The 17732-nt window shown below is 61.2% G+C and carries 18 protein-coding genes and 1 pseudogene; 5 read left to right on the top strand and 14 right to left on the bottom strand.

The window, feature by feature from the left end:
- Position 1: 1 nt before the first annotated feature.
- The 4 genes from ACM561_RS01840 to ACM561_RS01825 are packed head-to-tail and all read right to left on the bottom strand — an operon-like array spanning position 2 to position 3012.
- Positions 2–709 (bottom strand): hypothetical protein, encoded by a 708-nt coding sequence (locus tag ACM561_RS01840; protein WP_425907608.1) that lies wholly within the window; start codon positions 707–709, stop codon positions 2–4.
- 17 nt (positions 710–726) lie between these two features.
- Positions 727–1041 (bottom strand): hypothetical protein, encoded by a 315-nt coding sequence (locus tag ACM561_RS01835; RefSeq protein ID WP_425907607.1) that lies wholly within the window; start codon positions 1039–1041, stop codon positions 727–729.
- A 13-nt stretch (positions 1042–1054) separates the two neighbouring features.
- Positions 1055–2617 carry a hypothetical protein gene (locus ACM561_RS01830; RefSeq protein ID WP_425907606.1) on the bottom strand — a complete coding sequence of 521 codons (1563 nt, stop codon included), beginning with the start codon at positions 2615–2617 and terminating at the stop codon, positions 1055–1057.
- Positions 2614–3012 (bottom strand): hypothetical protein, encoded by a 399-nt coding sequence (locus ACM561_RS01825; RefSeq protein WP_425907605.1) that lies wholly within the window; start codon positions 3010–3012, stop codon positions 2614–2616. Before ACM561_RS01825 ends, ACM561_RS01830 begins: the two co-directional genes overlap by 4 nt.
- 189 nt (positions 3013–3201) lie before the next feature.
- On the opposite strand from ACM561_RS01825, the gene ACM561_RS01820 reads away from it, so the two are divergent.
- Positions 3202–3540 carry a hypothetical protein gene (locus tag ACM561_RS01820; protein ID WP_425907604.1) on the top strand — a complete coding sequence of 113 codons (339 nt, stop codon included), beginning with the start codon at positions 3202–3204 and terminating at the stop codon, positions 3538–3540.
- Positions 3541–3763: 223 nt separating this feature from the next.
- Here ACM561_RS01820 and ACM561_RS01815 read toward each other — a convergent pair whose 3' ends face one another.
- Positions 3764–4441: a recombinase family protein gene (locus ACM561_RS01815; protein WP_425907602.1), complete on the bottom strand. Its 678-nt coding sequence runs from the start codon at positions 4439–4441 to the stop codon at positions 3764–3766.
- 469 nt (positions 4442–4910) lie between these two features.
- The gene (locus ACM561_RS01810) at positions 4911–5342 is read right to left on the bottom strand and encodes a hypothetical protein (RefSeq protein ID WP_425907601.1); all 432 of its coding nucleotides are present in this window, start codon (positions 5340–5342) and stop codon (positions 4911–4913) included.
- A gap of 501 nt (positions 5343–5843) precedes the next feature.
- Between ACM561_RS01810 and ACM561_RS01805 the strand changes: the two genes are divergently transcribed.
- Positions 5844–6056 (top strand): hypothetical protein, encoded by a 213-nt coding sequence (locus ACM561_RS01805; RefSeq protein WP_425907599.1) that lies wholly within the window; start codon positions 5844–5846, stop codon positions 6054–6056.
- 100 nt (positions 6057–6156) lie between these two features.
- On the opposite strand, the gene ACM561_RS01800 is transcribed toward ACM561_RS01805, so the two are convergent.
- Positions 6157–6381 (bottom strand): cold-shock protein, encoded by a 225-nt coding sequence (locus tag ACM561_RS01800; RefSeq protein WP_425907597.1) that lies wholly within the window; start codon positions 6379–6381, stop codon positions 6157–6159.
- 76 nt (positions 6382–6457) lie between these two features.
- Here ACM561_RS01800 and ACM561_RS01795 point away from each other — a divergent pair.
- Positions 6458–6760: pseudogene (locus ACM561_RS01795) on the top strand (JAB domain-containing protein); the annotation flags it as partial.
- A gap of 84 nt (positions 6761–6844) precedes the next feature.
- Here ACM561_RS01795 and ACM561_RS01790 read toward each other — a convergent pair.
- From ACM561_RS01790 to ACM561_RS01775, 4 genes are read right to left on the bottom strand one after another with little or no spacing between them, the layout of a single operon-like run.
- Positions 6845–7585 carry an AprI/Inh family metalloprotease inhibitor gene (locus ACM561_RS01790; RefSeq protein ID WP_425907596.1) on the bottom strand — a complete coding sequence of 247 codons (741 nt, stop codon included), beginning with the start codon at positions 7583–7585 and terminating at the stop codon, positions 6845–6847.
- Positions 7585–8421: an ABC transporter permease gene (locus ACM561_RS01785; RefSeq protein ID WP_425907594.1), complete on the bottom strand. Its 837-nt coding sequence runs from the start codon at positions 8419–8421 to the stop codon at positions 7585–7587. The genes ACM561_RS01790 and ACM561_RS01785 overlap by 1 nt, the downstream gene beginning before the upstream one ends.
- Positions 8418–9224: an ABC transporter ATP-binding protein gene (locus ACM561_RS01780; RefSeq protein WP_425907592.1), complete on the bottom strand. Its 807-nt coding sequence runs from the start codon at positions 9222–9224 to the stop codon at positions 8418–8420. The genes ACM561_RS01785 and ACM561_RS01780 overlap by 4 nt, the downstream gene beginning before the upstream one ends.
- 12 nt (positions 9225–9236) lie before the next feature.
- On the bottom strand, positions 9237–10274 hold the full coding sequence (locus tag ACM561_RS01775; protein WP_425907590.1) for an ABC transporter substrate-binding protein: 1038 nt from the start codon (positions 10272–10274) through the stop codon (positions 9237–9239).
- 233 nt (positions 10275–10507) lie between these two features.
- On the opposite strand from ACM561_RS01775, the gene ACM561_RS01770 reads away from it, so the two are divergent.
- Together ACM561_RS01770 and ACM561_RS01765 are read left to right on the top strand one after the other, a co-directional pair.
- Positions 10508–11326, top strand: coding sequence for a creatininase family protein (locus ACM561_RS01770; protein WP_425907589.1), 819 nt, complete (start codon positions 10508–10510; stop codon positions 11324–11326).
- A 250-nt stretch (positions 11327–11576) separates the two neighbouring features.
- Positions 11577–13574 (top strand): carbohydrate porin, encoded by a 1998-nt coding sequence (locus ACM561_RS01765; protein WP_425907588.1) that lies wholly within the window; start codon positions 11577–11579, stop codon positions 13572–13574.
- A 36-nt stretch (positions 13575–13610) separates the two neighbouring features.
- Here the strand turns inward: ACM561_RS01765 and ACM561_RS01760 are convergent, their stop codons facing one another.
- The 3 genes from ACM561_RS01760 to ACM561_RS01750 all read right to left on the bottom strand — a co-directional run bounded on the left by ACM561_RS01760 (position 13611) and on the right by ACM561_RS01750 (position 17732).
- On the bottom strand, positions 13611–14861 hold the full coding sequence (locus tag ACM561_RS01760; protein WP_425907587.1) for an MFS transporter: 1251 nt from the start codon (positions 14859–14861) through the stop codon (positions 13611–13613).
- A gap of 90 nt (positions 14862–14951) precedes the next feature.
- The gene (locus tag ACM561_RS01755) at positions 14952–15464 is read right to left on the bottom strand and encodes a PRC-barrel domain-containing protein (protein ID WP_425907585.1); all 513 of its coding nucleotides are present in this window, start codon (positions 15462–15464) and stop codon (positions 14952–14954) included.
- 63 nt (positions 15465–15527) lie between these two features.
- A complete protein-coding gene (locus tag ACM561_RS01750; RefSeq protein WP_425907584.1) occupies positions 15528–17732 on the bottom strand; it encodes a glycogen debranching N-terminal domain-containing protein in 2205 nt (734 codons plus the stop codon).

Below are 17732 nucleotides of genomic sequence, written 5' to 3'. Positions count from 1 at the left end.
GTTAAGCCTCCAGCTCGGCGGCGGCGTCGTTGCGAAGCCGGGCTACCAGCGAATCCCAAGCCGTGCGATCGGCCACGGTAGTTTCCACGACCGGCGCCGCTGCGGTACGCAATCGCTCGGCCAGATCCGCCATTAAATCGAACGTAGGCTTCATCGCTTCGAGTGGACCTGCGCTGTGTGCGATTCCGATCACCACCTGCAAGGCCTGCTTTAACCGGTTCTGCTTGGCCACCGCCACGCGCACTGACTCTCGCAAGTCTTCGATCAAGGGCTCGACGCTCTCGCTGATGACCTCGGCAATCGCCGCCTCGATGGGCATCGTCAGGTTTGTCGCGACCAAATCTTCGGCGTGGATTTCTGTGCCAATCTGTGCGCTCGCCGATTGGGCCGCTGCCGCGTTTTCCGCTGCCAAGGCATTTGCGACAACCAGATCTTGGCGCTTGGCGATGTCAATTTCCGGCATATCGCCGTCTTTGGACTCACCGCGGGCCCAGGCAGCCATTGCATCCGCGTTCTGCCTATCGAACTCAGAGAGGGCAGCGGCCGCGCTAGCAGCCTCCTGATCCCGGCCGACCAGACGTTGCTGCGCTATCCGCAACTGCTTGGCGCGCTCTTCGCACGACGTCTTTTTGTCGAGCAGGTCCTGTAGACGTTCGCGCGCTGGAGATAACGCAGCAGCTTTCGGTTCAAGTTTGTGGACTGTGGCCATTTCGTTTTCTACCTTCGTTAGACGGCGTTGCCATTGTTCGGATCCCGCCAGGTCGCACCGTCCCAAAAAATCAGCTTCGAAAGCGTGGTGTCGAAATATTCGAAGCTCGGCGCAGCGACATATGGCGAGTTAGTGTTCGGGTTGGTCGTTGGCCGCTGCGCGGTGGTGCCGCTCGGGGCACAGATGGTCCAGCCGTTGGCACCGAGGATTGCTGCATCCATGTCCGGCACGTCGACGGCAACCCCGGGCGCGGCGCTGTAACGGCGACCGTTGACCGTTTGAGTTTGCTGGCCCACCACGGGTGGCGGCAGCATTCGAAAATTCAAAGGCATGAAACCGATTCCCTCATTGTGGCGGCCCGATCAGGCCCTTCATCTGCAAACCGTGCTCGACTGATCCGATCGCCCATTCCTTGGTGATCGGCTGCGGCTTCTCGTTGTCGGGGGGAAACGGCCACGTTCCATTGGCTTTCATCGCAACTGTCTCCTGGCGGGCGATCTCGAGCAGGGCTCGGCTGCCAGACCAGTCCTGGACAGCTGACGCCAGGACCATCGCGAGCGCCGCGGCATTGCAGGTGTCGTCGCTGCCGCCAGGCGCGTGATCAATCCGATCCTTTCCGAGCGACGAAGTTCTTCGCTCGAGCGCTGCGAATTGGTTCACCATCCGCGGGTTATCCAGCAGGCGGACGCGACCGCTGGTGAAAAGCGGAAGTGCATCCTGATAGATCGCCGAACGATCGCGGCTGGAGTGTTCGTAGGTCACACCGTGTTTCGAGAAAGCGTCGACGACGAATTGTGCAGAATATCGGTCCCCAGTCACCGTGCGGACGTTGTAGGACCGAAGAAGGGCTGCTACCTGCTCGCAGGCGGCGGTCGGTGAATAGGGCGCCCGGATCTCGAGCACCGCGTCCAATACGGCCACCCCGCTTTCGTCGTGGCAGACCGCTCCGACGAAACTATCGCGGACGCCGCCACCAGGATCACAAGCCCCGATGTATGTCAGGCCTTGGCGAGGCGGCCTGACCGTGATTCCGCGATCGACCGCACCATCGATCAATTCGAAGTCGGCATAGCCCGCAATGTCCGACCTAAATTCGCCTAACCATTCGGCGCGCGCACCGACAGGGTCGTCCGCCAGGGCCTGGTCGATGAAAGCTTGATCTATCGTCGGGTTGAGCGTGCGTGTCGCAGCCTGGATGACCAGAACGTCATCATCATCCCGACCGAAATGCCGTTTAACTTTGTTCCATAGCAGACCCGATTTTCGATAGGGCGAACTGATTCCGATGATGCGACTGCCCGGCAAGCTCGCGAGCGCCGGCCGGATGGCGTTATAAAGCTCGGTATCGGGCGAAGCGGAATTTTCGTCGCGAAAGAATGCGACCTCATCGAAAATTGCCAGCCGTACGGGCCTGCCCCTCACTGAACGGTAGTCATTGCTGGCGACTGTGATGTCGACACGGTTGTTCAATTCAAATCCGGTCTTGGTGGTCCGCGTCACCATCGACCGCAACATTGGGATGTCTGTAAAATAGGCGCGAATGTAGTTCAGAACGATTTTGGCCTGAGATTGATCGCACGCCAGACATAGAATGACGGCTCTCTCGCCGGGACGAAGAAGGTCTTGTTGATCGAAGAAGGCGGATGAGTACGCCCCGATGCCACTGGCGACCGAATCCTTGCCCGTGCGACGTGCACAGGCTGCCCAGAGTTCTCGCACAGGGTGTTTTGGGGGAGTGCGCCCGCCGGCGATCGATTCGAAGAACGTGATTTCCTCATCGCTCATTGGCGATGCGTCCATCGCCTTCACGACCGCACGCCAGCCGGCCCAAGTCTCGCCGCGAAACCAAGGCTCGAAGAGCCCCGGATCAGTCATGGCATCAATAAGCGTGACCGTCGGTGCGCTCATGCGGCGCCACCATCTGCGGCCTCGGCGGCCTTCTCAGCCGCCTTGCGTGCCGCATACTGGAGGGGCGTCAGCACGTTTGAGGGCGTGTGCTTCGCAGCCTTGGTTTTGAGGCCTGCCAGGATTCTCCGGACTTCCGACGTCAATCGGATCGATAAGTCGGGATCGACGGGCAAGCCTTGGACGACTGAGGTTTCGATCTGCTCCGCCTGCAGGCTCAAACTCGCGGCCTGTTTGACCATCACGCGGTCGGCCTCGGTCAACTCGTAACCAAGCTCGGATTCGAAGGCTTGAACAAGCTCGAGATATCGCCGGGACGAGCGCGTGCGCGCGTCAAATCGCGGCAGGCTAATTCCGGAAGCAGTTTTGCGAGTGGATCGGCGGGCAGCGGTAGGCATCTTCGTCCTGACAATGGACTGGAGCCTGGCACTGCCTTCCCCGAGCGGCGCGTGTCGGGGACGGGGTGCGCACTACATCGGGCGCACATCTGGTGAGAATCAGTACATACATCGGGCTAACATTTCAATAATCAGTCGCACGCGGTCGTCAGCTACGCCAAGCTGGCTGACGACGACAGCCTCCGACAGATGGCTGACCGCATTCAAGCGCGCGCGGTGCGTCGCATGGGAGAATTGCTGAAGCAGTTCGATGGTCGCGGCGAACATCGAAGAAGTGTGGGCACCCATACTTCTTCAACACAGAAGCAGATCGCCGAAGCTGCGCGCATCTCGGATCATCAGCGAGTGCAGGCAGTCCGCGTCGCCAACGTCCCGCAAGAAAAGTTCGAAGCCGCGATCGAAGCCGAGAAGCCGGCGCCAAGCGCCGCCTTGCTCGATGAAAAGCTGGCTTGGCCGCGCCCACCGCACCGCGCAAGCGCTTGCGGGCATGGGGGCGCGGAGGCTGACGCTCGCTTTCGCTTGCCGTAGAAACACTGGCACGGTCAGCCTGGCCCGGCCGGGCACAGGCACAGTCGGCGCTGGTCGCTGCGGAGTTGGTGGCGCGAGAGGCCGTTCGATCAACCCACCGACGGCATAGTCCCGCGCAGGCGGATCGGCAAGAGCGCGTCGTAAACATCACGGTGAGCGATCTGCGGCAGAATGAATATCGAGACGGGCGGGCGAGTTGGGCAAGATGGCCCCGCGGTATCCTTCAGGCTGCCTCAGACGCCTCGGCGCGATCCAGAATTCGCTGCACAGTCTTGGCGTCCATCAAGCCGAACACCAGTTCGTTGTGCCACGCCCTAGCAATATCGCGATAACTCTTCCCTTCCGCCCTGAGCGTCTTGCCGCGGGCTAACGCTGCTTGCTCGTTAGCGTTCGGGATGAGCCGGCCGTCCACCACATCGAAACCGAAAGGCCGCTTGCCACCGTTGTAAAGGCGCTGAGACGCGCGATGACGCTTGGCGTCTCGCACGCGCTCCCGGATGCGATCGCGCTCGTTCTCGGCGACTGCGCTCAAGATCGTGAAGACCAGCTTGCTGATACCGTTGCCGGTGACGTCGCCGCCGAGATCGATCATGTGCAGACCGACCTTGTCGTCCTTCAGTTGCTCAAGGGTCCCGAGCGCGTCGGCCGCAGAGCGGAAGGCGCGGTCCAGCTTAGCGGTGATGACGACGTCACCGGGCTGCAACGCTGCCAACATGCGCTGACCTTCCGGCCGATCAGCAAGCGGCACAGAGCCCGACACGCCGGCCTCAACAAAGAACCCATCGACCTGCCAGCCCTTCATCATCGCATAGCCAGTGATTTGCTGGCGCTGAGTGTCGAGCGAAAGTCCACCATTCGCCTGCTCGGCGGTGGAGACTCGGCAATATCCATAGACCTTCATGGGCGCCTCGCTGTGGCGTTGCTGTAGCAATGCCACATAATTGGCAATGCCACAGAGAAACGCAAGAAAAATCAGTGGCAAGTGCGCGGGGCTGCTCGGGCCATCAAAGTGCGCACGCTGGGAGAGCGGGGCACTGGCGCGCGCCGGCGAGCCTCAGCCGCCGGTCCCTTCGGCGGGGCCCCAGCGGCTCAGGTTTTTATTCCGGGAGGCGTCCGCGTTAGGACCCGCTCTGGACCGTCGTGCGAGGAAGAGCGGCTTTACCCTGATTGGCTTTGGTCAATACTGCGCAAGGACGCTTCCCAAGAGCCTGGGCGGTAGGTGACGATGTTTCGTGTCCCTCTGTCATTCCACTCGACGTTGAGAACCTTTTTGCGGTCATGCCAGATGTCTAGGCCATAGGGGAGGTTTGGCTTGCCCGAAAGTGTTGCCCGAACGTGTTGGGCACCAATTTACGTCAGTCTGCCGGAGCTCACTGCGGTTCACTGTGGTGATGCGCCACGTAGAAGTCATCCGCGAGCTTTTCGAATTCGGTCGCGGCCCGTAGGAGCTCAGCTGTCGACCACACGACGAATCTGTCGCGAGTTAACCTGGCTAGTTGGGTGTAATCCCCTAGCGATACCGGGGCGGCGTGAAGCATATCATTCCGTCGGCTCACAGCTGCCACGAACCTGATAGCCAGTTGTTTCAGCTCGGATCGGCAAGGTCCTTCGGCTAAGCCATCGACATGCGTCATGAAATCGTTTCCGACTTGTCCCGCTGTCTTTTTGCCTCCTAGGGATTTCTCCATATAGCTGGGAACGGTGGGCGCCAAAGAACTTAGAAGAGCAACAACAGCCGATTCGACGAACGAGAAATACAAGACCGCGCGCCCCAACGCGCGAAGCCACTCGTCGTCGATCATGCTGTCCTCCCGCCCCAGCGACAATTTGGAAGCCATGAAGGATAGGATGAGGTGTGGCCGGAGCCAACTGTCCGACCGCGAACAGCGTATCTGTTCGAGGCAGGCCTCGCTGATTGTGCTGCCCCCAGAGCCTCTGGTGGCACAGCTCCTCCTCCGTCGTCCTCCCCTCCCCGAAAGGGCAAGGGACACGGTCTCAGACAGCTACTTCCAATCGCTTTATCCGGGCGCACCTTGAGGGTGCCAGTCTGTCCTCCTGACGGGGGTCGGACCCGTCAAAGGTGGGGGATATGAGTTGCCTCGGTTTATCGAGCGCCAATAGCCATCCTGCGCTCTGGGTCGGAGAACCTGACATGCGGCTTCGTTGTCCGTTCCGCCAGGGTGAGAACCCGCGATGTTGCCGGTGTCCTGTAGGTCAGAACCGACTTTCTGGTCCGAGATAGAGCGATCGGGCACGCTGCGGTCATTCATCATCGGCAGCTTGCGCTCGCCGGCAACAGGAACATGGCCGATCTCGACCTGTCGCTATTCTCGCGACGGCCGGACGTGGTTCATTTGATTGCGGCGGGAGCCACCGAGCAGACCCGCAATCGCGGACGCCACGGCCGACCGAACGCGGTGGTTCGATCAGCGCGTGAGCGCCGAGCTGATTTGCTGGGTGCTGATCGCAGATCGATTCAGCAACGACGGGACATCGTTGAAGGCGATGTCCGTTGATTTAATCGATGCGATGATGCAGGGTTGTTTTGCTGAGCCGTCGCAAGCTCTATCGACAAGATATTCGGCCCCGCGCTTACCAGGCGTGGGGTCGCGTCGTTTAGGAGGTGGCCAGTGCATTGCGCCCCTCCCTGATAGAAACGGCGACAGCTTTCGGACCCCTGCCGGCGTCGACGATGTCGAACTCGACTAGATCGCCGGGACTCAACTGGAGCTCGCCATCCGCGCGACAGGATTCCCCGAGATCAACTCTGTGAACAAAGATCTCGCTGCCGTCATCCAGGCAGATGAAGCCGAACCCACGATCGCCGTCGAAAAATTTCACCAGGCCAGATTGGGACCGTTGATTCTCTTGCGACCGATTAGGGACGTTCCGAAGGCTTTTCAAAGCCGTGTCGGAACTCCGCATCCTGTTCCTCGACAAGCGCAACCAGCTTATCGCAGACGAGTTGCAACAGGTCGGCACCGTCGATCATACTCCGGTTTATCCTCGCGAAGTCGTCAAGCGTGCGCTCGAGCTATCCGCAACCTCGATCATCATGGTGCATAACCATCCATCCGGGGATCCGACGCCATCGCAGGCCGACATCCAAATGACCAAATCGATTATCGACATTTCGTCACCGCTCGGGATCTCCGTGCATGACCACATCATTGTCGGCAAGAACGGCCACGCCAGTCTGAAAGGGTTGCGGCTGATCTAGCGAAGAACGCCACGCCAAGCCGTGCGTGCACTGTGGGGTGCATCACAGCCGCCGGACGGACCACCCATCCGAACGGTAGCTGGGCTACTGCCGCATGAGAATCAGCGGATTGGCGCTGTCGGGAACCAGCCGCCACTGTGCGTTGTCGTCGGCCTGGAAGTGCCAGGTCTCGCCGCTCGCCGACATCAAAAGGATTTCACCGCGCTCGAGACGCCAGACCTCTGGCTTGAGATTCGCGATCGCCTCATCGCATTTGGGTTTAAGGAATGCCTGGAAATTATCCGGTGGGACTTCGGTGTTCGTCAGCGTGATGCCGCAGATCGGCTTACCGTTGCCGCGGACGAACGTCCAGTCGCCAATCATCTGGTCCATCGATCTGGCGAGCGAACGGGCCTCGGCGAGATTTTGCAGGATGTAAATGCCCTCATTCTCCCGCCGGCCTTCGAGAATTCCGCTCTCGACTTCGGTGAAATCGACCACAGGCTCTCCGGTCGCGGTCTGCAAGCGCACGATATCGAGGCCCGCGACAGTCCAGGCTGCAATGTCCTTCGTAAACGGTAGCGACGCCGCACAGCCCGGTTCAAGATCGACCTTGAAACCCTGCGGCAACGTCTCGCCCCTGAGCGTCACCACGCAGGTTTTGCTGCGTTCGGTCGTGGACAACTCCCACTGCCCGATCATGTTTTTTTTCAAGGCGGATGCATCCTGCGCCGATGCGGCCGGTCCGTAGGCCATCAACATCGCCACAACGACAAGAACAGGTCTCTGCTTCCGCCACACTGGCGTGCCGCCATCGATCTTGTCCAGGGCGACAGACGCGACCATCAGTTTTCCCTCCCGAGCGCGCTTTCGTGCCAGCGCCGCAACATCAGATGCGACACTGCCGCAAGGCACATATAAATGGCAATGCCGGCCACAGAGAGCAACAATAACGCCGCAAACATGCGCGGAATGTTGAGCCGGTAGCCGGACTCCGCAATTCTGTAGGCCAGACCCGACCCGGCACCGGCCGAACCCGCCGCGATTTCCGCAACCACCGCGCCGATCAACGACAAACCGCCGGCAATGCGTAAACCGCCGAGAATATACGGCAGGGCCGCCGGCAGTTTGAGATAACGCAGCGTCTGCAGCCGCGATGCCCCGTAGAGTTGAAACAGGCCGACGAGACTGCGGTCGACCGAGTTCAGGCCGAGCGTGGTGTTTGACAGCACCGGAAAGAACGCAACGATCCAGGCACAAACGACGACCGCGGTGTGCTGCGGCAGGTAGATCAAAAGGAGCGGCGCAATCGCGATCACCGGCGTGACCTGCAGGACGATCGCATAGGGCAGGAAGGCCTGTTCCAGCCATTTCGATTGGTTGAACAGCAGCGCCAGCACGATCCCGCCTGCGGCGGCGGCGGCAAAGCCCTCCACCGTGGTCAGTAAGGTTGTCAGCAGCGAGTGCCACAGGACCGGCCAGTCTTCCACCAGCGTCGCCGCCACCAGCACTGGGCCAGGCAGCACATAGGGCGGAATCTCGTAGGTGTCCACGATCCAATGCCATACCAGGACGCCGGCCCCCAACACGATCACCGGCAACAGCACGCGTGCCACCGGCGTCCCCCGAGCGCTCTGTGATGGCTCCTTGTCGGCCGGCTCCGATGGGCTGGATGCCGTCATCGGGGATGCACTCCCTTGCCCATGGCCAGTGACAGCGCGGCCGACACCTCACGGCAATACGCTCCGTATTCCGCCGAGGTTCTGAAGTTCTCGTCCCGCGGCTCGGCCGTGTCGATGCAGTACTCGGCGCTGATGCGGCCGGGACGCGGCGTCATCACCACGACGCGGCGCGCGAGATAGACCGACTCAAACACCGAATGCGTGACGAAGATGACGGTCTTGCGCAAATCGCGCCACAGCGCGAGCAGATCGTTGTTGAGGCTGAAGCGCGTGATCTCGTCGAGCGCCGCAAACGGTTCGTCCATCAACAGAACGTCCGGGTCAGTGACAAGGGCGCGGGCGAGCGATGCCCGCATCCTCATGCCGCCGGACAGTTCGCGCGGATAGGCGGCGGCGAACTCTGCAAGACCCACCCGCGCCAGAGCAGCCTCCACGCAGCCGCCGATGTCGGCGCGCGGCTGGTGCGTCAGTTTCAGCGGCAGCGCCACGTTGTCGCGAACGCTGGCCCATGGCATGAGCGTCGGCTCCTGAAATACGAAGCCGATGGAGCGCCTACCGCCGGCAACGCAAACCGTGCCGGAGGTCGGATCGCTCAACCCGGCGATGATCCGCAGCGCGGTCGATTTCCCACAGCCGGACGGCCCGAGCAGCGATACGAAATCGCCTCTGCGCACATTGAAATCGACAGGCCCCAGCGCCGCGACGCCGCGGTCATAGCGTTTCGTGACGCCCTTCAGGTTCACCGCGTCTCCCGCGCGCGGGCCTGTGCCGGCTGCGGACAACGCTGTTGCGTGCTCGATCATCGGCGGCGGGTGCTATTTCTCGGGCTGCAAGTTTTTAGGCCGCAAATCGAGGCCGACGCCCTTGTTGACGAACTGCAGCGTGTAGGCCTTGCGGAAATCGATGTCCCGGCGCACCACGCCGGCCCGCACCATCATGTCGAAGAAGCTCGCATAGCGCGCGTCGTTCATGGCGCCGATGCCATCGCGCTGGGAGTCGCCCGAATCAACGATTCCGTACTCCTTCATTCTCGCCACGGAATACGCCAAGAGGTCGTCGGTCATTTCTGGATTGAGCTTCTTGATCGTGGCATTGCCGGCGGTGTTGTCGCCGTAGAGGTAGGTATACCAGCCGACGATCGAGGCGTCGACGAAGCGCTGCACCAGATCCTGTTTGTTCTCGACCAGATCGCGGCGGGTTTCGATCAACGTCGAATATGGGTTGAATCCGGCGTCGGCGAGCAGAATCACGGTCGGCTTGAAGCCAGCCCGCTTCTCCACCGCAAACGGCTCAGAGGTGACGTAGCCTTGCATCGCGCTTCGTTTATCGGCGAGAAAGGGCTGAGCGTTGAAGGTATAAGGTTTGACCTTCTCCGCACTGAATCCATGTTCTGATTTGAGCCACTGAAAATAGCTGGCGATGCCTTCCTTTGACACAAACAAAGTGAGCGGCTTCAGGTCCTCGATTGTCGTCACCTTCGATTCCGGGTGCGCCAGAAAAACCTGCGGATCTTTCTGGAACATCGCAGCGACCGCCACGACGGGCACGTTATTGGCAACCGCATCGAACGACTGCATGGTGTTCGCGGTCATGAAGAAGTCGAGCTTGCCGGCAATCAGGAGAACCCGGTTGTTCACATTAGGACCACCCGGAACGATGGTCACGTCCAGACCGAATTTTTTGTAGGTGCCATCCGCCAGGGCTTGAAAGAAACCGCCGTGCTCGCCCTCAGCGACCCAGTTCGTGCCAAAAGAAACTTTGTCCAGCGCCGGTTCAGCCGCGGCCGATGGCGTGATGCCAAGCGCAAGCACGATTGCGGCGGTTAACGTTCGCAGCGAAACGGCAAGGCTCATCCTTCGGCTCCTCGATCTTTCTGGTCCATGACAGGAATCGACCGACACCGGCGCGCCCGCTGGTTTCAGCCCGCAACCTTGATCGGACACATCAACTTAGAGCCTTTCGGTTTCTGAAGAAACAGAAGCAGGCTTTATGGTTTGGATTTGAAGACGTGTTTTCACGCGAAACGGTGTCCACGTTGCTCGAAACGCTATAATCTGCGTTCCCGTTCAATGAAACGCTGCGCGAGATGATCCGGACGCCCCCCTTCGACTGGTTGACCATCCATTGGCCCGGCGTTGCACCCGAGAACGCCGCAAACTGGATCGCGGTGCTGCCCCTGGCCGCAACCGAGCAGCACGGGCCACATCTGCCACTCACAACCGACGTGCTGATCGCAGACGCCTATATTGCAAAGGTCCGCGAATTGCTGCCGCAGGATACACTCGCGACCTTTATGCCCGTGGAGTCCGTCGGCATTTCCACTGAGCACATGGATTTTCCGGGCACCCAGACGCTGACCGGCGAGGCCGCGCTCAGGGCCTGGACCACGCTCGGCGACGAGGTGGCGCGGCGCGGAATCAGAAAGATCGTGATGGTGTCCAGTCATGGCGGCAACAGCGCCGCGATGACGATGGTGGCGCAGGATTTGCGCGCGCGGCATCGTATGCTCGCGGTCACCACCGCATGGTCGCGCTTCGGAGTACCGGATGGCCTGTTTGATGCGGAGGAATTGCGCCATGGCATTCACGGCGGCGCGGTCGAAACCTCGATCATGCTGGCGCGCTATCCCGCCAAGGTCCGTCGCGATAGCATCGCCGACTTCCGCCCTACGAGCATCGCGATCGAGAAGACCTATCGCTGGCTCGGCACGCAGCGACCCGCGCCGTTTGCCTGGCAGACGCAGGACCTTCACCCGAGTGGCGCGGTGGGTGATGCGACGCAGGCCTCCGCGAAGAAAGGCGAGCGGCTGCTCGAACATGGCGCACACGCTTTCTGCGAATTGCTGGCCGACATGGCGAGGTTCGATCCGGCACAGCTCAAAGCTGGCCCGCGCGATCCGACATGAGTGGCTCACATAACAACCTCGGCCTTCACGTCATCGCAGTGCCTCCTAGAGGCTGGGTCGCACCGGTGTCATCAGGAGATGGGATGCATCACCATGCCTTGTTGGTATTAGTTGAGATTGCAAATTAGTTGCAATAATGACTGGGAATAATTTTAACTGGACCTGTGGCGCATTGCGGTCGAAATGGGGCGCGGTCGAATGGGGCGACAATGACCACCACGGTGCCTTACCAGTCTGAGCAAACGGTCCAATGAATGCAGTCCGGCCGGTCCTGCTACGGCTTATGCTGGCTGGCGTGGTGCTGGGCACGCTGACCGGCACGGCCGGTGCCGCCGATGTCGGTGTATCCCGCCAACCGGCCAAAGCCATGGCCCAGCCGCTGGTCGACTGGACCGGACTTTATTTTGGCGCCCATGCCGGGTTCGGCGGCGGCCGATCGGCCGCGACAATCTCGGACCCCGCACTGGTTACCAGCCGCAACGATTTCGGCGGGCTGATCGGCGGCGTTCAGGGCGGCTACAACCTCTGGCTCCCCTCGGGACTACTGCTCGGCACCGAAGCCGACATCTCATTTCCGAGCTACATCGAATCAAATTCGATTGTCTCAAAGCTCGCGACAGCGCGCTCCGACGTCACGCACCAGTGGGACTTCATCGGATCGGCGCGCGGCCGCATCGGCTACGCCACGGGTCCGTGGCTTGCCTATACCACCGGCGGCTTTGCCTTTGCCGGTGAGCGTTACCTGAACGATCTGCCGTCGGGCGATCGGGAGAAAACACTGGGCACCCGTTATGGCTGGACCGCTGGCGCGGGACTTGAATACGCTTTCGCGCCGCACTGGAGCGCACGGCTTGAATATCTTTACTACCGATTCGACGGAACAAGCGTTCAGTTTCCATCGGCTGCGCAATACACCGCGACCATGGATTTTCAGTCGATCCGCGTCGGCCTAAACCGCAAGCTCGATCTAAACCCGGCCAGCGCCACCCTTTCGGCGACCTCACTCACCGATCCCGAATCGGATCGCTGGGAAATTCACGGCCAGACCACCTACCTTGGCCAAGGTTATCCATCTTTCCCCGCGCCCTACAGCGGCAGCAACAGCCTGACGCCTGCCTCCCAATATAAGGCGACCTGGAGCAACAGCCTGTTTCTGAACGCGCGGCTATGGGACGGCGGCGAGGTCTATTATAACCCCGAGTTGCTTCAGGGTTTTGGCTTCAACGACACCGTCGGCCTAGGGGGTTTTACAAACGGTGAGGCACAGAGGTCCAACTTTCCTTATCCGCACTACAACACCACTCGGCTGTTCGTACGCCAGACCTTCGGCCTCGGTGGCGAGCAGGAAGAGTTGGACAACGGACCAACCCAATTGTCGGACAAGGCCGATATCTCGCGGCTGACGCTGCAAGCCGGCAAGTTCGCCGTTCTCGACGTGTTCGACGGCAACGACTTCGCCAAGGACACCCGCAAGGACTTCATGAACTGGGCGCTGTGGGCGCCGGGCGCCTTCGACTATTCCGCAGACAAGGTTGGCCTCAGCTACGGCTTCACGGCTGAACTCAATCAGAAACAATGGGCGCTGCGCGGCGGCTATTTTCTGATGGATGCGGAATCGAACTCGAATAGCTTCGATACCCGCTTGTTTCAGCGCGGCGAGTATCTGCTGGAACTGGAGACCCGCTATTCGCTGCTGGGCCAGCCGGGCAAGCTCCGCGCCATCGGCTGGCTCAACAGCGCTTATATGGGCAGCTATCGTGACACGCTGAACAACCCGGCGTTCAATCTCAATATCGCGCTGACTCGTACCGGGCGCATCAAGTATGGGTACGTCTTCAGCGTCGAACAGGTCGTCACTGACGACGTCGGGCTATTCGGACGCTGGAGCTGGAATGACGGCAAGACCGAGATCATGGCGTTCACCGACATCGACGCCAGCCTCTCGCTGGGAACCTCGATCAAGGGCACACGATGGGGCCGGCCGGACGACGTGATCGGCATCGGCGGCGCGATCAACGGTCTGTCACGGGATCATCGCGACTTCCTCGCAGCTGGCGGCCTTGGCGTTCTTATCGGCGACGGCCAGCTCAATTACAGCCGCGAGCGCATATTGGAAACGTACTATGCCTATGCGCTGAACAAGTGGTTCACGCTGACCGCCGACTATCAGTTTGTTACGAACCCCGCCTACAACGCCGACCGCGGCCCCGTGCATGTATTCTCCGGGCGGCTGCACGGCGAGTTTTGAAAATAACTTCTTTCGGGAGCTATCGGGTTTTTCACCCTACGACCCTTGCTTCGTTCCTTCCGCGAGGCGAGTTTCCGGCATGAGGGTCCAGACCACAAGCAGGCCCAATAACGCGACGGCGGCCAATTGCAGAAACGCGATGCCATGTCCGAAATGATCGCTCACGTAGCCGCCAACCACGTTGCTGAGCGACGCGCCTATCCCGGTGGCCGTGCCGATGACACCCTGCGCAAGGCTGAAGTGACCTGAACCGAAGGCAACATCGGCGACAATGAGGGGAATCATGACGCCGAAGACCGCAGCCGTGATGCCATCCAGCACCTGCACTGCGACCAGCAGCGACGGATCGTGGATCGTCGCAAACAACGTTCCGCGAGCGGCCAGCGCGGCGAAGGCAATCATGAGCAGCGGGCGGCGTCCCCATACCTGCGCCTTGCGGCCGACGGAAGGCGATATCAGAGCAACGATCGCTTGCGGAACGATGATGCAGAGCGCAATCAGCATCGGCGCACCCTGACTCGAGCGCGCGGTCACGATACCCGCCGTCAGGGGCAGCATGGCCGCATTGGCAAACTGGAGCAGGAAAACCACGCAGGCAAAAACGACCAGCGGCCGCTGATGCAGAAGATGCACGATGCTGGTCGCATCGGGATCAGGCTTCGCGCGCGCAATGGCACCATGGGCCTGTTCCGGATCGATCTCCCGGTCGCGGATTCGCGCCAGCGAAAGCAGCGTCGCGATCACAAACACGAAACTCACCACGAACACGGCGCGGCTCGATAGCAGGTATCCGACGACACCCATCACCCCCGCAGCCACGCCATTGCCAAGCGAGGCGTAGCGCGCGTTGCGTCCGAGTCTCTCGCCGATCGCTTCCGGTCCCACAAGTCCGAGGCTGATGGCGGCTATCGCAGGTCCAAGCACGCAACTCGCCGCGGCATGCAGGATCGCCGCTAGCGCGATCACCGGAAAGATCGGCCACGCCGCGTAGGCGAGCGCGCTGAGACCGATCGTGGCGACAGCAAGCCCCGCGACCAGACGCTCCGAGCGGGCAGCATCGATGACGGCACCACCCGGCATCTGACCGATCAGCCCGATGATCCCGCCGATCGACAGGATCAGTCCGATCTCGGATTGCGTCCACTTCTGCGTGGTGAGATAGACCGCGACGAAGGGACCGAATCCGGTCTGCACATCTGCAAGGAAGAAGATGAACCAATCGAGGCCGCGCTGGCTTTGCGCCGAGGGGTGATGCCCCCGCGCGCTTGCCACCGGCGACGGACTCACGTCCTCTGCGCCCGCCCACCGCGGGCGCGCACTATCCGGATCGGCCGATCGACGGGCCCGTCGCGCAAAACAGATCGGATATCCTCCTGATCAAGGACCGATATTGAGGGGCTGCAGCGTTCCCGACGCGCCCAGCACCACAACCGACGCGCCTTCCTTGTATTCCGGCGCCGCCCTCACCTGGTCCTGCGTCAGTTCGAGGCTGATGCTGTCGCTCTTGCCCTTAACTCCTCCAAAGTGGAGCGCGTTCCAGTCGACCACGATCTTCCGGCTACCGACCCCGAGGAAGCCGCCGAAATCGATTACGGCGGCGCGAACCACGCCCGCCCGATCCACGATCACCTCGACGATCCGCCCCATGTTCTGATCGCTCGTGCTCCGCACGTCGCGTCCCAGCACGCCATGCGCATCGGCGGGACTGATCACGGTGATCGATGGCGGCGGCGGCGTTGTCTCGCCCGAGGGCTTTGCAGCCGCCGGCGGATTAGCGGGGGCAGGATTCGCCGGCGGCGAACCGGTTTCGTCAGCCATCGCATTTGGGGCAGCGCAGATCAGGGCGGCGGCCATCAAAACAACGACGCTCGTCGAGCCATTTCGAGACATGAATCCTCGCTGTCAAAACCCGCGATGCCTGCGTACGCGGTCAATTCCTTGCGACCGTCCGCCCTAGCGCGTCATCACGATCGACACCTGAATGTGGCCTCGCGTCCGCAACACCTCGAGTGACACGTCCTCATCATGTCGGCGCAGACGCAGATCAACACTGGATTCTCCGAGATGCAGCCCACGCAGGATCACCTCGTTTAGGAATGCGGGAAGCCGCGGGTTGCGCAGCCTTATCTCGTTCCTTGCAGCATCGAACTCCAGACCTAGCGCCGCTTCCAGCAGCGTGAAAGGCGTGGCGCTCGCCCATGCCTGCGGCAAACAGGCGACGGGATAGAGCGTAGGCCCACGCCGCGGCTCACGCCGGAAGCCGCAGAACAGTTCCGGCAGCCGCCGCAAATCCATATAGGAAGCCGCATCAAACAGCCCCTTGAAAACGTGCTCAACCGAGTGCTTGAGACCATATCGCGCGAGCCCGAGCGCGATCAGCGCGTTGTCGTGCGGCCAGATCGAACCATTGTGATAGGACATCGGATTGTAACGCGCTTCCCCGATAGAAACGGTACGAATTCCCCATCCGGTGAAAAACGCCGGCCGCATCAGATCGGCGGCGACCATCCGCGCACGTTCTTCTTGGACGATACCGGTAAACAGCAATTGTCCGGCGTTCGACGTCCGCACTTTGCAGGGGCGTTTCTTCCCATCTAGCGCCAGCGCGTAGGTGCGCAAATCCGGCAACCAGAAGGCCTCCTCGAACCGGGACGCCAAACCATCGGCGGCACGCTCCAGTTCACGGGCGCGATCGGTGAGACCGAGAGCACGCGCGCATCGTGCCGCCAATCGCTTGGCGGCGAAGACATAACCCTGCACCTCCGCCAGTGCGATATTGCCCTCAGCAAGCGTGCCGTCGGCATGAAAGATCGCGTCGAACGAATCCTTCCAGCCCTGATTGGCGAGCCCCTGTTCGGATGCGCACCGATACTCAACGAAGCCGTCGCCATCCGGATCGCCGGGGCCATCAATCCAGCCCAGCGCAGCCTCGATCGCCGGCCACAGCTCATTCAGGATCGATTCGTCGCCCGTGCGTTCGACGTAAAGCCCCGCCAACAGCACGAAAAGCGGCGTCGAATCGACACTGCCGTAGTATCGCTCGAAAGGCACCTCACGCAACGCAGCCATTTCTCCGCCGCGCATTTCGTGAAGAATCTTTCCCGGCTCCGCGTCCGCGAGGGGATCGACGGCCTGTGCTTGAAACGCCGCGAGCCTTCTGAGAACGCCACGTGCGATGCCGGGGTCGATCCACAACATCTGCAACGCAGTTATCAGTCCGTCACGCCCAAACGTCGTCGAGTACCAGGGAATCCCGGCATAGGGATAGCGGCCGTGCGGCGTCTCCGTCATCAAGATATTCAGATCGGCCATCGACTGGCACAGTACCTCGTTGAAGATGTTGTTCGAGGTTTCGATATTTGTCGCACCGGACCAGGCGCGTCGCATTTCACGGCGATGCGCCAGCAATCCCCGAAAGAACGGACCGGGCACCTCCGTCGCCGGCGTGTTGCAGGACACGGTAAGGAATATGGCAGTGGACTGCTGCGGCGGCAGATCGAGGTGATAGATCGCACTATTGACGGCAAGGCGCGTCGGCCGCGGGTCGAAATGCAGGCGCGAGGTCCGAACGATATCATCGAGACCGACGTAGGACAGAACGACGGTGGCGGGACCCGACAGTTCGCCGCTGCCGATGCCGCGCCGCGCACGTCGTTCGCCACGCACCTCGAACAGATCAGCGAAATCGTTGTCGAACAGCAGGGAGAGATCGAAACTCGCGGTCTGCTCGCCGTGGTTCTGGATGCCGATCCTCTGATACGCGATCCCGCGCCAGAGAAAGATCGTGCGCACGATATGTATCGTATCCTTGCGGAATACGAGCCGGTCGCCGTCGTAGATATCCGGATTGGTCAGATCGACCGTCAGGCCGGAATTATCGTTGCGCAGATTGGAGCCAAGCAGCAGCGGCTGCATGTCGTTGAGAACCAGCTCCAGCCGGGCAAGATAGCGCGTGTCGGTATTGAAAAGCCCGTCGGGCCCCCCCGCGGAAGCTCCGATATCGCCGTGGCTATCCAGCACAACGAACGTATCATTGTGCTTCAACGTGCGGCGCGGGCGAGCGGAGGGCCCGGTCATCGGAATATAGAACGGCGATTCCACCGCAAGAACATCGGACAACGGCGTGATCGTGATCTGAGCCGCGCGTTTTGTTGCCAT

Source organism: Nitrobacter sp. TKz-YC02, from assembly GCF_049852135.1.
GTDB classification, from domain to species: Bacteria; Pseudomonadota; Alphaproteobacteria; order Rhizobiales; family Xanthobacteraceae; genus Nitrobacter; species Nitrobacter vulgaris.
Note: the sequence above shows the minus strand (reverse complement) of the source record. Positions and strands in the feature narration are given on the sequence as shown.

Bases quoted from the DNA above. Each gene is read 5' to 3' on its own strand.
- ACM561_RS01750 (WP_425907584.1), bottom strand. From the start codon at position 17,732: ATGGCAACAAAACGCGCGGCTCAGATCACGATCACGCCGTTGTCCGAT.
- ACM561_RS01820 (WP_425907604.1), top strand. From the start codon at position 3,202: ATGGCTGACCGCATTCAAGCGCGCGCGGTGCGTCGCATGGGAGAATTG.
- ACM561_RS01770 (WP_425907589.1), top strand. From the start codon at position 10,508: ATGATCCGGACGCCCCCCTTCGACTGGTTGACCATCCATTGGCCCGGC.
- ACM561_RS01835 (WP_425907607.1), bottom strand. From the start codon at position 1,041: ATGCCTTTGAATTTTCGAATGCTGCCGCCACCCGTGGTGGGCCAGCAA.
- ACM561_RS01805 (WP_425907599.1), top strand. From the start codon at position 5,844: ATGGCCGATCTCGACCTGTCGCTATTCTCGCGACGGCCGGACGTGGTT.
- ACM561_RS01780 (WP_425907592.1), bottom strand. From the start codon at position 9,224: ATGATCGAGCACGCAACAGCGTTGTCCGCAGCCGGCACAGGCCCGCGC.
- ACM561_RS01815 (WP_425907602.1), bottom strand. From the start codon at position 4,441: ATGAAGGTCTATGGATATTGCCGAGTCTCCACCGCCGAGCAGGCGAAT.
- ACM561_RS01765 (WP_425907588.1), top strand. From the start codon at position 11,577: ATGAATGCAGTCCGGCCGGTCCTGCTACGGCTTATGCTGGCTGGCGTG.
- ACM561_RS01810 (WP_425907601.1), bottom strand. From the start codon at position 5,342: ATGATCGACGACGAGTGGCTTCGCGCGTTGGGGCGCGCGGTCTTGTAT.
- ACM561_RS01830 (WP_425907606.1), bottom strand. From the start codon at position 2,617: ATGAGCGCACCGACGGTCACGCTTATTGATGCCATGACTGATCCGGGG.
- ACM561_RS01825 (WP_425907605.1), bottom strand. From the start codon at position 3,012: ATGCCTACCGCTGCCCGCCGATCCACTCGCAAAACTGCTTCCGGAATT.
- ACM561_RS01840 (WP_425907608.1), bottom strand. From the start codon at position 709: ATGGCCACAGTCCACAAACTTGAACCGAAAGCTGCTGCGTTATCTCCA.
- ACM561_RS01775 (WP_425907590.1), bottom strand. From the start codon at position 10,274: ATGAGCCTTGCCGTTTCGCTGCGAACGTTAACCGCCGCAATCGTGCTT.
- ACM561_RS01785 (WP_425907594.1), bottom strand. From the start codon at position 8,421: ATGACGGCATCCAGCCCATCGGAGCCGGCCGACAAGGAGCCATCACAG.
- ACM561_RS01790 (WP_425907596.1), bottom strand. From the start codon at position 7,585: ATGGTCGCGTCTGTCGCCCTGGACAAGATCGATGGCGGCACGCCAGTG.
- ACM561_RS01755 (WP_425907585.1), bottom strand. From the start codon at position 15,464: ATGTCTCGAAATGGCTCGACGAGCGTCGTTGTTTTGATGGCCGCCGCC.